15 protein-coding genes are annotated in these 15,645 nt (G+C 65.2%); 1 reads left to right on the top strand and 14 read right to left on the bottom strand.

Annotated elements, in window-relative coordinates; all coding sequences use genetic code 11:
- Positions 1-2: 2 nt before the first annotated feature.
- The 13 genes from trbJ to FYM52_RS03920 form a co-directional block, all read right to left on the bottom strand.
- Positions 3-758 carry a P-type conjugative transfer protein TrbJ gene (gene trbJ, locus FYM52_RS03980; RefSeq protein ID WP_154163160.1) on the bottom strand — a complete coding sequence of 252 codons (756 nt, stop codon included), beginning with the start codon at positions 756-758 and terminating at the stop codon, positions 3-5.
- Positions 755-3,232 carry a conjugal transfer protein TrbE gene (gene trbE, locus FYM52_RS03975; RefSeq protein ID WP_154163159.1) on the bottom strand — a complete coding sequence of 826 codons (2,478 nt, stop codon included), beginning with the start codon at positions 3,230-3,232 and terminating at the stop codon, positions 755-757. Before trbE ends, trbJ begins: the two co-directional genes overlap by 4 nt.
- Before the next feature lie 19 nt (positions 3,233-3,251).
- Entirely contained in the window at positions 3,252-3,536 is a 285-nt protein-coding gene (locus FYM52_RS03970; RefSeq protein WP_154163158.1) for a VirB3 family type IV secretion system protein, read from the bottom strand.
- Positions 3,533-3,925 carry a TrbC/VirB2 family protein gene (locus tag FYM52_RS03965; RefSeq protein WP_154163157.1) on the bottom strand — a complete coding sequence of 131 codons (393 nt, stop codon included), beginning with the start codon at positions 3,923-3,925 and terminating at the stop codon, positions 3,533-3,535. Before FYM52_RS03965 ends, FYM52_RS03970 begins: the two co-directional genes overlap by 4 nt.
- The gene (trbB, locus tag FYM52_RS03960; RefSeq protein ID WP_027015133.1) at positions 3,922-4,959 is read right to left on the bottom strand and encodes a P-type conjugative transfer ATPase TrbB; all 1,038 of its coding nucleotides are present in this window, start codon (positions 4,957-4,959) and stop codon (positions 3,922-3,924) included. The genes FYM52_RS03965 and trbB overlap by 4 nt, the downstream gene beginning before the upstream one ends.
- Complete coding sequence (locus tag FYM52_RS03955; protein ID WP_012436232.1) at positions 4,956-5,420, bottom strand: CopG family transcriptional regulator; 465 nt, start codon at positions 5,418-5,420, stop codon at positions 4,956-4,958. The genes trbB and FYM52_RS03955 overlap by 4 nt, the downstream gene beginning before the upstream one ends.
- Complete coding sequence (locus tag FYM52_RS03950) at positions 5,417-7,435, bottom strand: conjugal transfer protein TraG (RefSeq protein ID WP_154163156.1); 2,019 nt, start codon at positions 7,433-7,435, stop codon at positions 5,417-5,419. Before FYM52_RS03950 ends, FYM52_RS03955 begins: the two co-directional genes overlap by 4 nt.
- Positions 7,436-7,652: 217 nt before the next feature.
- Entirely contained in the window at positions 7,653-7,883 is a 231-nt protein-coding gene (locus FYM52_RS03945; protein ID WP_027015135.1) for an EexN family lipoprotein, read from the bottom strand.
- Positions 7,884-7,908: 25 nt separating this feature from the next.
- Positions 7,909-8,823: a LysR family transcriptional regulator gene (locus FYM52_RS03940; protein WP_027015136.1), complete on the bottom strand. Its 915-nt coding sequence runs from the start codon at positions 8,821-8,823 to the stop codon at positions 7,909-7,911.
- A 17-nt stretch (positions 8,824-8,840) separates the two neighbouring features.
- Positions 8,841-9,773, bottom strand: a complete 933-nt coding sequence (locus tag FYM52_RS03935; RefSeq protein WP_154163155.1) for an electron transfer flavoprotein subunit alpha/FixB family protein — start codon at positions 9,771-9,773, stop codon at positions 8,841-8,843.
- Positions 9,774-10,523, bottom strand: coding sequence for an electron transfer flavoprotein subunit beta/FixA family protein (locus FYM52_RS03930; protein WP_154163154.1), 750 nt, complete (start codon positions 10,521-10,523; stop codon positions 9,774-9,776).
- Positions 10,524-10,547: 24 nt separating this feature from the next.
- A complete protein-coding gene (locus tag FYM52_RS03925; protein ID WP_043373373.1) occupies positions 10,548-12,329 on the bottom strand; it encodes an acyl-CoA dehydrogenase in 1,782 nt (593 codons plus the stop codon).
- Between the two features lie 24 nt (positions 12,330-12,353).
- Entirely contained in the window at positions 12,354-13,721 is a 1,368-nt protein-coding gene (locus FYM52_RS03920) for an MFS transporter (protein ID WP_162524646.1), read from the bottom strand.
- A gap of 168 nt (positions 13,722-13,889) precedes the next feature.
- Between FYM52_RS03920 and FYM52_RS03915 the strand changes: the two genes are divergently transcribed.
- On the top strand, positions 13,890-14,294 hold the full coding sequence (locus FYM52_RS03915; RefSeq protein ID WP_154163153.1) for a transposase: 405 nt from the start codon (positions 13,890-13,892) through the stop codon (positions 14,292-14,294).
- A 169-nt stretch (positions 14,295-14,463) separates the two neighbouring features.
- On the opposite strand, the gene FYM52_RS03910 is transcribed toward FYM52_RS03915, so the two are convergent.
- A complete protein-coding gene (locus FYM52_RS03910; protein ID WP_179954930.1) occupies positions 14,464-15,513 on the bottom strand; it encodes an MBL fold metallo-hydrolase in 1,050 nt (349 codons plus the stop codon).
- Positions 15,514-15,645: the final 132 nt, after the last annotated feature.

The following is a 15,645-nucleotide window of genomic DNA, read 5'->3' as shown; positions in this document are numbered from 1 at the left end:
CGTCAGCGGCTGTAGAAATCGACGGGCTGCGGTGTGTACGGCGTGCCTGACCCCAGGAAGCGGCGCGTGACTTCGCGGCCCCGCTCCACGGCGGCGGCCTGCCGCGCCAGCTCCAGCGAGGCCGCGCGGTCCTGCGTGATCTGCAACCGCTGCGTCTGGATCGACTGCTTGGCCTGCAGGGCTAGCAGCTGGTTCATGGCCTGCATCGCCTGGAGAGCGCCCACGGCGGACTGGCTCTTGCCCACGAGGTCGGCCAGCACGCCCTCGTCATCGCTGAGGTTCTGCGACGCCTGGGCCTGCATCTGCATGGTGGTCTGCAGGCCAGTGAGCGTGTTCTTCCAGCGCTCCTGCGCGTCGCGGTACATCTGATTGCCGCTGACGGTGGCGGCGTACTGCTCGGGGTACAGACGCTGGAACATCTGGTCCATGTTCGCCACGTCGTAGGCCATGCCCTTGGCCTGGGCGATGAGCCGCTGGGTGGTCGCTAGGTTGGCGCGCAGCTGGCCCACCACGCTGGACGGCAGGCTGGCCAGGTTGCGCGCCTGGTTGATGAGCATCTGCGCTTCGTTCTGAAGCTGGCGGATCTGGTTGTTGATCTGCTCCAGCGTGCGAACGGCGGTGAGCGTGTTCTGCACCAGATTGGTCGGATCGAACACGATGTCGCCGACGCCGAACAGTGCATGCGCGGGCTGCGCGATGCCGAAGGCGAGCACGCAGGCGGTGGTCAGCGCGGCGAGCTTGTGGGTATGGGTTTTCATGGCAGGTTCTCCTGGGGATGGCTGGGGATGGGGGCGGCACCCGGCGCGGGGCCGGGGAAATCGCGCAGCAGATCGGCCGCCCAATCGAGGCTGCAGTGGCGCAGCCAGGCGGCTGCGAACGGGGTGGAAGCGGAAGGCGTGGAGGTGCTGGCGGCAGCGAGCACCGCGTCGATGTCGCGCTGGTCTTGCGGCGTGGATGCGCCCGCAAAGGCCAGCGTCGCGGTTCCCAGGTCGAGGTCGAACAGGCGATTGCCCAGGCGCGATTGGTAGTAGTAGTCGCGCTTGGGCTGCGCCGTGGCGACGATCTCGATTTGCCGCCTGTTGAGGCCGAAGCCCTCGTAGATGGTGCGAATCTGCGGCTCGGTCGCCTGCGGGTTCGGCAGAAAGATGCGGCTCGCGCAGCTCTCGATGATTGCGGGCGCGATGCTCGAATCCTTGATGTCCGCCAGACTCTGCGTGGCGAAGATGACGCTCACGTTCTTCTTGCGCAGCGTCTTGAGCCATTGGCGGATGCGCGCCGCGAACACCGGGTCATCGAGGAACAGCCACGCTTCATCGAGGATCAGCAGCGTCGGTGCGCCGTCAAAGCGTTCATCGAACCGTGCAAAGAGGTAATGCAGCACGGCCATGACGGCGGCCTTGTTGTGCATCAGCTCTTCCATCTCAAAGCACTGCACGGAGCCGGAGCCCAGTCGATCCGAATCCGCGTCCAGCAGCTTGCCGTGGGCGCCGCCGAGCACATAGGGCGCGAGCGCCTGCCGCAGCGCGTTCGATTGCAACAGTACGGAAAGGCCCGTCATCGTGCGCTGCTCCACCGGAGCTCCGGCCAGGCTTCCCAGCGCCGACCAAATGGCCACCTTCTCCTCGGGGCCGACGGCCACGCCCTCATGCCGCAAACGGCCTTCGATCCATTCAGCCGCCCAGGTGCGGTAGCCCTCGCGGTCGATGCGCGCGAGTGGTTGGAAAGCGATCTCGCCATCCAGCCCAAGGTCGTAGTGCTCGCCGCCCAGGCCCAGGATCGTGGCGCGCATCGAGCGCCCCATGTCGAAGGCGAAGATGCGCGAGCCGCGATAGCGCCGAAACTGCATCGCCAAAGTGGCGAGCAGCACGGACTTGCCCATACCGGTTGGCCCAGCCACCAGCGTGTGGCCCACGTCGCCGATGTGCGTAACCAGCCGGAACGGCGTCGCGCCCTCAGTGCGCGTGACGATCAGCGGCGGGCCGTCGAGATGCGCGTTCTTCTCCGGCCCGGCCCATACCGCCGACACCGGCATCAGGTGCGCCAGGTTCAGCGTCGAGACGATGGGCTCGCGGACGTTGGCGTAGGCATGGCCCGGAATGGACGACAGCCACGCATCCACGGCGTTGAGCGTTTCGGGGATGGTGACGAAGCCACGCCCCTGGATGACGCGCTCCACCCTGCGCAGCTTCTCGTCGGCCACGGCGGCATCCGCGTCCATGACTGTGACGGTCGCCGTCACGTAGCCGAAGGCCACTTGATCGCTGCCCAGCTCTTGCAAGGCGGCATCAGCATCGGTGGCCTTGTTGCTGGCGTCGGTATCGACCAGCGGGCTTTCCTGCTGGAAGATCGTCTCGCGCAGCAGCGCGATCACGTTTTTGCGCTTGGCGAACCACTGGCGGCGTAGGCGGGAAAGCTCTTTTTCCGCATCGGCTTTGTCGAGGCAGAGAAAGCGCGTACTCCAGCGGTACGCAAAGCTGAGACGGTTGAGGTCATCCAGAATCCCCGGCCAAGTCGAAGTCGGAAATCCCCGCACCGTCGCCACGCGCAGGTGCTGGTCGCCCAGCATCGGTGCCAGTCCGCCGATCAGCGCGGAATCGGCCAGCAAGGCATCGAGGTGGAATGGCACCTCTGGCACGCCCACGCGGTAGCGCCGCGTGGAAATAGTCGAGTGCAGGTAGGTCAGCGTCTGGCTGTCATCGAGCCACGCAATCTCCGGCATCACACCATCGAGCAGGTCGAAAATCCGATCCGTCTCCGCGACGAACGCGGTCAGGCGCTCACGCCAGTCCACGCCCTCGGTCGGACGGTTCTCGTACAGCATTCCGACCGCACGGGCGCGGGCCTCCTCGGGCGGTAGATACACCAGCGTGAGGTGATAGCCGCTCTCGAAATGGTTGCCGGAGTCCTCGAAGGCTGCCCGTCGCTCTTCGTCCACCAGCCAGGACAGCGGCTCGGGAAACTCCGAGTGCGGGTAGTTGGCGGCGGGCCGGCGCTCGGCTTCGATGAACAAGGCCCAGCCCGAACCCAGCCTGCGCAGCGCGTTGTTCAACCGTGCTGACGTAGAGATCAGCTCGCCCTGCGTGGCACTGTCGAGGTCTGGCCCCCGAAAGCGCGCCGTGCGCTGGAAGGAGCCATCCTTGTTCAGCACGACGCCCGGAGCGATCAGCCCGGCCCAAGGCAGCCAGTCAGCCAGCAAGGCCGGGCGCTGGCGGTATTCGGCAAGGTTCAGCATGCGATATCTCCCTTTGCCCCTACACGTCCAGCAGCGGCCGGTGCTTGATATGGCGCGCGAAGACTTGCATGAACTGCGGATCGACACGCGCGCCCCAGACCGCCAGCGCATGGCCGGCGATCCAGAGCACCACGCCCGGAATCCACAGTTGCAGGCCCAAGCCCACGGCCGCGGCCAAGGTGCCATTGGCAATCGCCACCGTGCGCGGCGCGCCGCCCAGCAGGATCGGCTCGGTCAGCGAGCGGTGCAGTGGCACTTCGAACCCCGGAGCGAACCCCTGCACGCCATCGTGGGCCGCGCTCATACGACAGCCCCGCCCGAGAAGCTGAAGAACGACAGGAAGAACGAGGACGCGGCAAACGCGATCGACAGACCGAAGACGATCTGGATCAGCTTGCGAAAACCGCCCGAGGCATCGCCGAAGGCCAGCGCCAGGCCCGTGGCGATGATGATGATGACCGCGATGATCCGGGCCACCGGACCCTGGATCGACTCCAGGATGGATTGCAGCGGCCCCTCCCAAGGCATCGAGGAACCGGCGGCCTGCGCGGTGCCTGCGAGCAGCAGCGTCAGCGCCGCGAGCATCAGGCCCTGCAGGGCTGGGCGTGCCAAGCCATCCAGCCGCGCGGGACGGCAGCGCAGGGCAAGCGGGTTTGCAGAAATACGGAAAGCAGGAACGATCATCTGCGTCATGGCAGTTCTCCAGGTTGGTCAAGGGACAGGGAAGAAAGGTCGGACTGCGACAGCAGCTCCGGGAATGGAGCCTCCAGCGCATCCGCCAGTTGGTAGCCCGCGCCATCGAAGCCGACGACGCGGGCGATGCTCTCGATGCGGCGCTTGCGTCCGCGCCCGGCGATGTGGATGACCACGTTGACCGCTTCCGCGATCAGCGCACGGGGCGGGTTCTCCGCCACTTCGAGAATCAGTTGCTCCAGGCGCAGCAGCGCGCCCAGCGCGGAGCCGGCGTGGATGGTGGCGATGCCGCCGGGGTGGCCCGTGCCCCATACCTTGATGAGATCCAGCGCCTCGGCACCACGCACTTCGCCAACGATCACGCGATCCGGGCGCAGGCGCATGGAAGAGCGCACCAGCTCGGTCATCGACACCACGCCCTGGCGCGTGCGCAGCGGTACGTGATCGCGCGCCGCGCATTGCAGCTCCACCGTGTCTTCAAGCACCAGCACGCGGTCACCGGTAGCGGCAATCTCGGCGAGCAAGGCATTGGCGAGCGTGGTCTTGCCCGTGCTGGTGCCGCCTGCGATCAGGATGTTCTGGCGCTCGCGCACGGCGCGCACCAGCAGGCCCGCCTGCGCGGCGGTCATCATTCCGTCCTCGATGTAGCGCGACAGTGGGATCACGCCAAAGGCGCGCTTGCGCAAGGCGAAGGCCGGCCCCGGCGCGGCGGGCGGCAGGATGCCCTCGAAGCGTTCGCCCGTCTCGGGCAGCTCTGCCGTCAACAACGGCTGGCCCCGATGAACTTCCGCGCCAACGTGAGCTGCAACGAGGCGGATGATGCGTTCGCCATCGGCCTCGGACAGCTCCACGCCCATCGGCGCGCGGCCCGTGGACAGCCGATCCACCCAGAGCGTGCGGTCGGGGTTGAGCATGATTTCCACCACGTCTGGGTCTTCGAGCGCGGCAGCGATCAGCGGCCCCATGGCCGTGCGCAGCATCTGGATGCGGCGATCCAGCGAGGTGGCCGTGAAGGAGGAAGGAACGGCGCTCATAAGGCACGCTCCTGGGCATCCGCGACGGCCGCAGCGCCCTCCGGTCGCGTCGGATCGGTGTGCAGTTCCTCCACCACATCCCGCACCAGGCTGCGCCCGCGCAGCAAATGCCGTCCGAGCTGTTCGACGAACTGCTCGAAGCGGGCCTTGCCCTGGGCGCGAGCGGCATCCTGATGGGCCTCGGGCACGGGTGTGCTCACCGTGAGGAAATAGCGGATGAACAGCGCCAATGTTTCGATGGCAATGTTCTGGTCGCGCTCCAGGCGCTCGGCGTGGCGCGACAGGCGGTCCAGCCGCTTGGCAATTGCCGCCTCGCGCTGGTCGGCCGCATCGGGCGACAGCCAGGAGGCCAGGGCCGCCGCGACGATGCTGGACTTGGACACGCCCTTCTTGGCGGCCAGTTCATCGAGCCGCTTGCTGTGCTCCGGCTGGATGAACACATTGAGGCGGTGTTGGGTCATAGGTCGATTCCGTCGTCAGGGTCGAGGGAAGCCAGCCGGGCCGTGCGCTGCAGGGCCGGATCGAGCTGGCGAGGAAGGGGATGCGGCATGTCGTCGTCATCGAGCAGCCCGAGGTCGGCTGCGGGCGCAACCAGGTCGGGGTCGTAGGTGACGGCTTCGGAAAGTTCGGGCTGGCGGCGTGGGCCGCTGTCGTCGGCCGAACCCAGGTTCTCCAGCCCATCGGCGGCGTCGGCCGTCGGTGCGACCGGCATGGCGGGAATCGCCAGCCCGCTCCAGTCGTCGGTGCGTTCCGGTGGCACATCGGCATAGCGCCCCTGCATGGACAGGGTTGCAAGCACCGGCGGCGGAAGCACGCGCCGCTTGAAATTGCTGTCCGCGTAGTAGCGCAGCTTCTTGGCCTTGATGGGCGCCACGCTGGACACCATCACCACGGCCTCGTCGGGCGGAAGCTGCATTACCTCGCCCGGCGTGAGCAGCGGACGTGCCGTCTCCTGGCGCGACACCATCAGATGCCCGAGCCATGGCGCGAGCCGGTGGCCGGCGTAGTTGCGCTGCGCGCGCAGCTCGGTCGCGGTGCCCAGCGTTTCGGAGATGCGCTTGGCGGTGCGCTCGTCGTTGGTGGCGAACGTCACCCGGACATGGCAGTTGTCCAGGATCGAATGGTTCTGGCCGTAGGCTTTGTCAATCTGATTGAGCGACTGGGCGATGAGGAAGCTGCGGATACCGTAGCCGGCCATGAAGGCCAGCGCCGTCTCGAAGAAGTCCAGGCGCCCCAACGCAGGGAACTCATCGAGCATCAGCAGCAGCTTGTGGCGGCGCTCGATCCCATCGGAGCCATCGAGCGATTCGGTGAGGCGCCGCCCGATCTGGTTGAGGATCAGGCGAATGAGCGGCTTCGTCCGCGATATGTCCGAAGGCGGCACCACCAGATACAGCGATACCGGATGCTCGGCCGCGATCAGGTCAGCGATGCGCCAGTCGCAGCGTGAGGTGACTTCGGCCACCGTGGGATCGCGGTACAGGCCAAGGAACGACATGGCCGTGGACAGCACGCCGGAGCGTTCGTTGTCGCTCTTGTTGAGGACTTCACGCGCCGCCGATGCGACGACCGGATGCGGCCCATCGCCGAGGTGCGGCGTGGTCATCATCCGGTGCAAGGTCAGCTCGAACGGGCTGGCCGGGTCGGAGAGGAAGTTGGCGACGCCGCGCAGCGTCTTGTCTTCGCCCGCATAGAGCACATGGAGGATGGCGCCGACAAGTAGCGCGTGGCTAGTCTTTTCCCAATGGTTGCGCCGCTCCAGTGCTCCTTCGGGATCGACCAGAATGTCTGCGATGTTCTGCACGTCGCGCACTTCGTGCGCGCCGCGCCTCACCTCCAGCAGTGGGTTGTAGGCCGACGACTTCGCATCGGTCGGGTTGAACAGCAGGCAATGCGAGAAGCGCGAGCGCCAGCCGGCGGTGATGCTCCAGTTCTCGCCCTTGATGTCGTGAATGACGGCCGATGCAGGCCAGCTCAACAAGGTGGGAACCACCAGGCCCACGCCTTTGCCCGAGCGGGTAGGCGCGAAGGTCAGAACATGCTCTGGGCCTTCATGTCGCAGGTACTGCTGGCGATGCTGGCCGAGGAACACGCCCGCAGGCTGGTCAAGCCCCGCCTTGCAAATGTCCTCCGCGTTGGCCCAGCGAGCCGTCCCGTAGGTCGTGACCAGCTTGGACTGGCGCGAGCGCCAGATCGACATGCCGATGGCAACCACCACCGCGATCAGGCCGCTGCCTGCGGCAATGGCACCGCCCACGTCAAAGACATGCGGCGCGTAGGCGTCGAAGAAGAACCACCACTCGAACAGGCGCCAGGGGTGATAGACCGGCGTGCCGAAGAAATCGAACCACGGCGAGCCCAGGCGTAGCTGGTAGCCCAGGGCGGCGGCCGTCCATTGCGTAGCGCTCCATACGCCAGCGATCACGATGCCGAAGACAACGGCAATCTGACCGAACAGCACGTTCGTTCCTTGCATTGGTCAACCTCCCACTACGGCACAGGAACGTGCCGTAGTGCCGAGGATCAAGGCGAGCGTGCAGGTCGGTCAAAGACCGTTGTGGCGGGGATTCAGGCCAAAAGAGCCAGACTTATTGCTGTGGCGAAGACAATAAAAATGCCGCATGCGCGAGCGCGCTGCGGCGTGATGAGGTAACAGTGAGACCTTCGTCGCGGCGCCGCGACGGAGGGGTGCCCTATTGAGGCTTCTGCTCCGGCCGATCACCGAAGAAGCGGCGATTCGCGGCCTCGGCGGCACGTCGGCAGAGTTCTTCGCCGGCCTTCGCGCGCTCTTCCTTGCACAGGCGCTGGACTTCCTTGAGACGCTCAGGATGGGCCACGAGGAAGTCCACGGTTTCCGTCGGTTGGGATGGCCCACAGGAGGCTGTCAGTGCAGCGGCCATCAGCAGCGACAGGAATCGGGGCATGGCTTGGGTCCTTTCAGCAGGTGGATCAGGAGTCCTCGGCGGCGCTGGAGCCATCCGCCGAATCAATGGAGTCCACTCGTGCGATGAACCGAGCCAGCATTTCGGAGGGCTCCACGTCACGGTGCAGCAGATACGTGGCCAGCATCTGCGACTTGCCCGCCAAGCGCCGGGCCACAACACCTGGCCCACGGCCGGATGCAATGTGCGCGGCGCCCGCCAAACCAAGTGCCAATCCGGCGGAGACTAAGGTCATCATCACCTCATAGGACGCCACGCGCTGGGCGATCAGTGGCTGTTGCTCGTAGCGCTGCAAAACGCGATCAACTTGGCGTGCATGGCCTTCGCATATCGCCGGATCGCATAGCGCCAGCGGATAGCGCAGCACTTCTTCCAACGGAACGTGCTTGTGGGCCAGCACAGGATGGCGAGCTGGGACCGCCACCATCAGCTCGTCTTCCCACGCAGGCCTGACCACAATGCCGTCGCCCACCTCTTCGGCCATCGAAAAGCCGACGTCATACAGGTCATCGTGCAGACCCTTGATCTGTTGGTCCAACGGCACCTCAAATAACCGAATGTCAATCTCTGGATCTTCCTCTCGGCACCGTGCCAGCAGCGTCGGCATTCGCGAGGGCGTGATGCCATCGGACAAAGCGATGCGCAACTGTCCCTGAAACCCACTGGCGGCGGACTTGACGCCGTCACACGCCTGTTTCAGAGCTTCGAAGATTCGCGGCACCCGCTCCAGGAATGCCATTCCGGCAAAGGTCAGGCGGGTGCTTCGCGTGGTTCGCGTGAACAGTTGCGCCCCGAGCTCTTCCTCTATCTCCTTGATGGTGCGCGACAAAGGGGACTGATCGATGTGCAGCTTTTCCGCTGCGCGGCCAAAGTGAAGTTCTTCGGCCACCGCTATAAAGCAACGCAAATGCCGAAGCTCCATGGTGTATCTCATCCAAGTTAAAAGGCCTTGACGAGTTCCGGCACAGCCGCGAACAGGTCCGCCTCCAGCCCGTAGTCGGCCACGCTGAAGATCGGCGCCTCCGGGTCCTTGTTGATCGCCACGATCACCTTGGAGTCCTTCATCCCCGCCAGGTGCTGGATGGCGCCCGAGATGCCGGCGGCCACGTACAGCTGCGGCGCCACGATCTTGCCCGTCTGCCCCACTTGCAGGTCGTTGGGGGCGTAGCCCGCGTCCACCGCCGCCCGGCTGGCGCCAATGGCCGCGCCCAGCTTGTCGGCCAGCGGGGTCATGACTTCGTCGAACTTTTCCTTGCTCCCCAGCGCCCGGCCGCCCGAGACGATGATCTTGGCGGCGGTGAGTTCGGGGCGGTCGCTCTTGGCGATTTCGCTGCCCACGAAGCTGCTCTTGCCGGCGTCTGCTGCTGCTGCGGTGGTTTCGACGGCGGCCGAGCCTCCGGTGGCGGCGGCGGCGTCGAAGCCGGTGGTGCGCACGGTGATGACTTTGGTGGCGTCGCTGCTTTGCACGGTGGCGATGGCATTGCCGGCGTAGATGGGGCGTTCGAAGGTGTCGGCGCTCACCACCTTGGTGATGTCGCTGATCTGGGCGACGTCGAGCTTGGCGGCCACGCGGGGGGCCACGTTCTTGCCGCCGGCCGTGGCCGGGAACAGGATGTGGCTGTAGTTGCCGGCGATGGCCAGCACCTGGGCGGCCACGTTCTCGGCCAGGCCGTGGGCCAAGCCTGCGGCGTCGGCGTGGATGACCTTGGCGACACCGGCGATCTGGGCGGCGGCTTGTGCGGCAGCGCCGACATTGTGGCCGGCCACCAGCACGTGCACGTCGCCACCGCAAGCGGCTGCAGCCGTCACGGTGTTCAGGGTTGCGCCCTTGATGGATGCGTTGTCGTGTTCAGCAATAACGAGTACCGACATTTAGATCACCTTCGCTTCGTTCTTGAGTTTTTCGACCAGGGCGGCCACGTCAGCCACCTTCACGCCGGCGCCGCGCTTGGCGGGTTCGGTCACCTTCAGGGTCTTCAGGCGCGTGGCGACTTGAACGCCGAGGTCTTCGGGCTTGATGGTGTCCAGCGGCTTTTTCTTGGCCTTCATGATGTTGGGCAAGGTGACGTAGCGCGGTTCGTTCAGACGCAGGTCGGCGGTGATGACCGCGGGCAGCGTGAGGCTAAGGGTTTCCAGGCCGCCGTCCACTTCGCGGGTCACGGCTGCCTTGTCGCCGGCGAGCTCGACCTTGGAGGCGAAGGTGGCTTGCGGTAGACCGGCCAGCGCCGCCAGCATCTGGCCGGTCTGGTTGCAGTCGTCGTCGATGGCCTGCTTGCCCAGGATCACGAGGCCGGGCTGTTCCTTGTCGATCAGGGCCTTGAGCAGCTTAGCCACGGCCAGCGGCTGCAGTTCTTCATTGGTCTCGACTAGGATGCCGCGGTCGGCACCGATGGCCATGGCGGTGCGCAGCGTCTCCTGGCATTGAGACACGCCGCACGAGACGGCGACGATCTCCGTTGCCGCGCCTTTCTCCCTGAGCCGCACAGCCTCTTCGACGGCAATCTCGTCGAAGGGGTTCATGCTCATCTTGACATTGGCGATGTCCACGCCGCTGCCATCGCTCTTGACGCGGACCTTGACGTTGTAGTCAACCACCCGCTTGACGGGAACCAGGATTTTCATGGGAGGGTTTCCTTTCAGGATCATTCAGAGTTGATCGTCCGCCAGGGCCAGCGTGCTGGCGGCGCCGCCCGTGACGATGTCGCGCAGCATCGGCGCCTGCACCAGGACATGCGCCGCGTAATGGCTGGCTGTGGCGCGCTTGGTACCGAGAAAGCCCGCATCGCCCGCGCCCGCCGCGAGTTGCGCGGTAGCGGCTTCGGCCATGCGCGCCGACAGCCAGCCGCCGATCACGGTGCCCGCCAGCCGCAGGAAGGGCACGGCGCCCGCCGCGCACTGCGCGGGTTGACCGTCGTGGGCCAGCAGCCAGTCGACCGCTTCGTCCAGCGCCTGGGCAGCGGCTGCCAACGCGCGGCCGATCTGCGCCAGCACTGCATCGGGCGATTCGACCAACCGGCGCGCATCGCCGTCGATGCGGCCCAGCAGCGCCTTCAGCGTGCGCCCGCCCTCGCGTGCCAGCTTGCGGCCGATCAGGTCGTTGGCCTGGATGCCCGTGGTGCCTTCGTAGATGGTCGTGATGCGCGCGTCGCGCATGTGCTGGGAGGCGCCGGTTTCCTCGACGTAGCCCATGCCGCCATGCACCTGCACGCCGTCGGACGTGATGCCCTGCGCGCTGTCGGTACACCAGCCTTTGACCACCGGTATCAGCAGGCCGACCAGGGCCTGCGCCTGCGCGCGCTCCTGCGCATCGGCGTGGCCCGCGGCGCGGTCCATCTGACCGGCGCAGAAGTAGGCCAGCGCGCGCATGGCCTCGGTGCGGGCCTTCATGTCCATCAGCATGCGCCGCACGTCCGGGTGGCCTGCGATGGCGGTGCTGCCGCTGATCAGCGGCTTGCCCTGCACCCGCTCCAGCGCATAGGCGCGTGCGCGCTGGTAGGCGCGCTCGGAAATGCCCACGCCTTCCAGGCCAACGTTCAGCCGCGCGTGGTTCATCATGGTGAACATGCAGGCCAGCCCCTGGTGCGGCTCGCCGACCAGGTAGCCGATAGCGCCGCCGCTGTCGCCAAAACTCATCGACGCCGTGGGGCTGCCGTGGATGCCCATCTTGTGCTCAATCGACGTGCAGGCCAAGTCGTTGCGTTCGCCCAGGGTGCCATCGTCGTTGACCAGGTACTTCGGGCAAAGGAACAGCGAGATGCCTTTCACCCCCGGTGGCGCATCGGGTAGGCGCGCCAGCACCAGGTGCACGATGTTCTCGGCCATGTCGTGCTCGCCCCAGGTGATGAAGATCTTGTTGCCGCTGACGCGGTAGTGGTCGCCCTCGTGTACGGCACGGCTGCGCAGCGCGGCCAGGTCAGAGCCGGCCTGGGGCTCGGTGAGGTTCATGGTGCCCGTCCAGCGGCCCTCGACCATGGGTGCCAGGAAGCGGCGCTGGAGTGCGTCGCTGCCATGGTGCGCAATGGCCTCCACCGCGCCCAGCGTGAGCATCTGGCACAGGCTGAACGCGAGGTTGGACGACTTCCACATCTCCAGCACGGCGGTGGAGACCAGCGTGGGCAGGCCCTGGCCGCCCCATTCGGTGGCAGCGGGCATGCCGTTCCAGCCGTTCTCGCAGAAGCTGGCCCAGGCTTCGCGAAAGCCGTCGGCGGGCGTGACCCGACCATCGTGCCAGCGCGCGCCCTGCACGTCGCCGGGGCGGTTGAGCGGATCCAGCACGCCAGCGGCGTAATTAGCCGCCTCCTGCAGGATGGCCTCGACCAGGTCGGGCGTGGTTTCTTCATGGTCGGGCTGGGCGCAGATCGCGTCCAGGCCGCCGACCTCTTTCATGGCGAACAGCATTTCGCGCAGGGGGGCTATGTAGACAGACACAGCGAATTTCCTTGATGGCTACGATCAGGCGTTTTGCGGCGTCTGTTGCGACGGGCGCAACTCGCGTGCAGCCTCTTGCGGGCCCACCGACGCCGGGCCGCCATGCCTGATGAACGCCAGAGCGATCGAGCCGATGATTCCGAAAGCCCCGATCACCAGGAAGTTCTGCTCCAGCGGCAGCTCAAGCGCAACGATCTGGCCGATTAGCAGCGGCGCCACGATCGCGCCCAGGCGCCCCACGCCGGAGGCCATGCCGATGCCGGTCGAGCGGATGGACATCGGGTAAAACTGCCCGCAGTAGGCATAGGCCACCAATTGCGCGCCGGTGGTGCAGGCGCCGACCGCGCCGATGATCAGATAACGCAGCTCGGTCGAGGTCTGGAACGTCATCAGGTACAGCAGCACGCCGCCCAGCGCATACATCGCCACCAGCACCCACTTGATGTTGAACTTGTCGGCGAGCCATCCGCCGCCCACGGCACCGATGATGGCGCCAACGTTCAGCGCGATCACGAAGCTGAGTGCAGACCCCAGGCTGTAGCCAGCCATCGCCATCAGCTTGGTCAGCCAGCTGCTGAGCGCATAGACCATGAACAGACCCGAGAAGAAGGCCACCCAGAACAGCATCGTGCTCAGGCCCCGCCCGTCCTGGAACAGGCGGGCAACCGGCGCACCCGCCACGCGGTCGGCAGCGGGCACGACGAACTGCGCGTCCGCCGGGTGCTTGCCCCCCGGCTGGAGATGGCGTGCCACTTCGGCGAGCTCGCCGTTGCGACGTTGAGAGATCAGGTAGGTCATGGACTCCGGCACCAACTTCAGGATGAACGGAACTAGCAGCACGGGCACCCCCGCCGCGATGAACACGGCCTGCCAGCCGTACTCGCCGATCAGTTGCTTGCCCAATACCGCGGCCAGGATGCCGCCCAGTGCGTAGCCCGAAGTCATCAGCGCCGTCATCAGGCTGCGGATCTTCTTGGGCGAGTACTCGACCATCTGTGCCACGATGACCGGCAGCACACCGCCAATCCCCAGGCCCGCGATGAAGCGCACCACGCTGAAGCTGATGGGATCCTTGGTGAATCCGGCGGCCGCGGTGAACACGCTGAACAGCATGACGCCAATGGAGAGGGCCCAGCGCCGACCAATCCGGTCGGACAGCGTGCCCAGAACCATGGCGCCGAACATCATGCCGAACAGGGCCGAACTGGCCATGAAACCGGCAGTCGATGCGTTCACGCCCATCTGCTGCATGATGGACGGCAGGGCGATGCCCATCACGGCGATGTCATAGCCGTCGATGATGAGAATCAACAGGCACCACAGAAGCACCTTGGCATGAAAGCGGTTGAAGCGAGCGTCGTCGGCGAGCTTCTGCATGTCGATTTGGCACACGTGTTTGTCTCCTTTGAGTTAGGCTCTGGATCGTGGGGCGGCGGTCATCGCCGCTCCGCTACATGTCGTCCAGCGCACACAAGGAATCCTAGGTGCCGGTGCTGCGAGCCGCGATGACGAAGCGCCCCGATCGAATGACAAACGGCCCCTTTCTGAGAGTCTGTTCAAGTGCACCAAGAGGTCAAGCGTCAAGCTGAATATGCTCGCCGCGTGCGGCTGGTGTTCCAGCACGAAGGGCACTTCGACCTGCTGGGAACACCCCGGCAGGGTTGGGTGCCCAGGGGCTCACGCCCCATCGTCGGCGCACGCCTGCAACGCCAGTACCTGTACGCCTTCGCTGCCGTTAGCACGCACGATGGCGTGATGGACTCTCTGGAGCCGCCCTGGGCTAACGCTGAGACAATGCCGGTGTTCCTGGCAGAGATGGCGCGACGCCATGTCGTCGAGTTCATCATCATGGTCATGGATCAAGCGGGTTGGCACATCGCGGGTCACTTGGATGTGCCACAGAATATGAGCCAAGAGTTTCTGCCACCCTACAGCCTTGAGCTGAATCCGGTCGAGCATCTGTGAAAGGTGCCGCGCCAGGACTCGTTCGCCAACACGGTGTTCAAAGATCTGGAGGCCGTACACGACGCGCTGGTGCAAGAACCCATTGCTCTCGAAACACACCAGTAAAGAACCCAGTCAATGACAGGGCTTGATTGGGTTGCTTCTATATCCTTGAGGGCAAATTAGTGCATCAGGCGAGCCGATAGCGCATTGCACCGTCTTCGTCCTTTGCAGACACGATTTCCCCACGCTGGTCGAGATAGTTCAGGTGGGCGAGCGTCTCTCCGGTCGCGAGGTTGAGGTGCATTTGCTCCGCAACAATGGACGAACGGTACAGGGCGCGAACTAGGTCGATGACCCTCAAAGGCTGCGCAAGTTGTTGCCTGACGCGGTCTGTGCCTCTCATGGCGCTCGCACGTAGTTGCTCCAACCGTAGGTGCAGGCCATGGAAAGGTTCGTTGTGGGCAGGCAGAACCAGGGCGCTCCCAGGTACGCGTTGCAGCAACCGGTCGATGGAATCGAACCAGCCCTGCAGAGGATTAGCATGCGGCTCGGTGGCGTACACGGAGGTATTGGAACTGATCCTGGGAAGAACCTGATCCCCCGATATCAGCAAATCCAGTTCGCGGGAGTAGAAGCACGCGTGCTCGGGGGAATGTCCTGTGCCGACGATGACCTCCCATTCCTGATCCCCGATCCGCAACAACTGACCATCCGTGAGCCGCACAAAGCTGTCAGGCAAAGGATGGATCATATTGCCGAAGTCACCGAACCGGGTGCGGTACTCATCCACCTCAGTGTCGCTCCATCCGGCCCTCCGATAGAAGTGAACGCCATCGACTGGCGCTTCCCTCCCCGTATCGGCAAGCATCACCCGGCAGCTCAAATACTCGTCTCGTGTCATCCACAGCGCGCATTCAAAGCGACGTGTCAACCATCCCGCCATGCCCACATGATCCGGGTGCATGTGCGTCACCATCACACGGGAGACGGGACGGCCGGCTAACGGCCCCCGCGGAGCGAGCAAGGCGAGCCACGCGTTCATTACGTCCACGCTACGAATTCCCGTGTCCACGACCGCCCAACCAGGACCGTCGCTCAATGCCCAGAGGTTGATGTGATCCAGGGAAAACGGCAGCGGCATGCGCAGCCACAGCACACCTGGCTTGATTTCCGTGGCCTGGCCAGGGAGCGGGAGATCCGAGAACGGATACGAGAGTGCCGGGGCTGCGTCGGTCATGATGCTTGGTTTACATTCTGGCAATGCCGCTTCAAATGGCGCACGGCCATCACTCTTATGCTGTGCGAGATCATTTTTAGCTTAGGGTCAGCCCCGACAGGTGGCAATGACGAATGACCTCGATAGGCTGAT

Source organism: Comamonas sp. CAH-2 (assembly GCF_009668305.1).
Classification (GTDB): domain Bacteria; phylum Pseudomonadota; class Gammaproteobacteria; order Burkholderiales; family Burkholderiaceae_C; genus Comamonas; species Comamonas aquatica.
The sequence above is the reverse complement of the archived record's forward strand: the minus strand, read 5'-3'. Positions and strand labels throughout refer to the sequence as shown.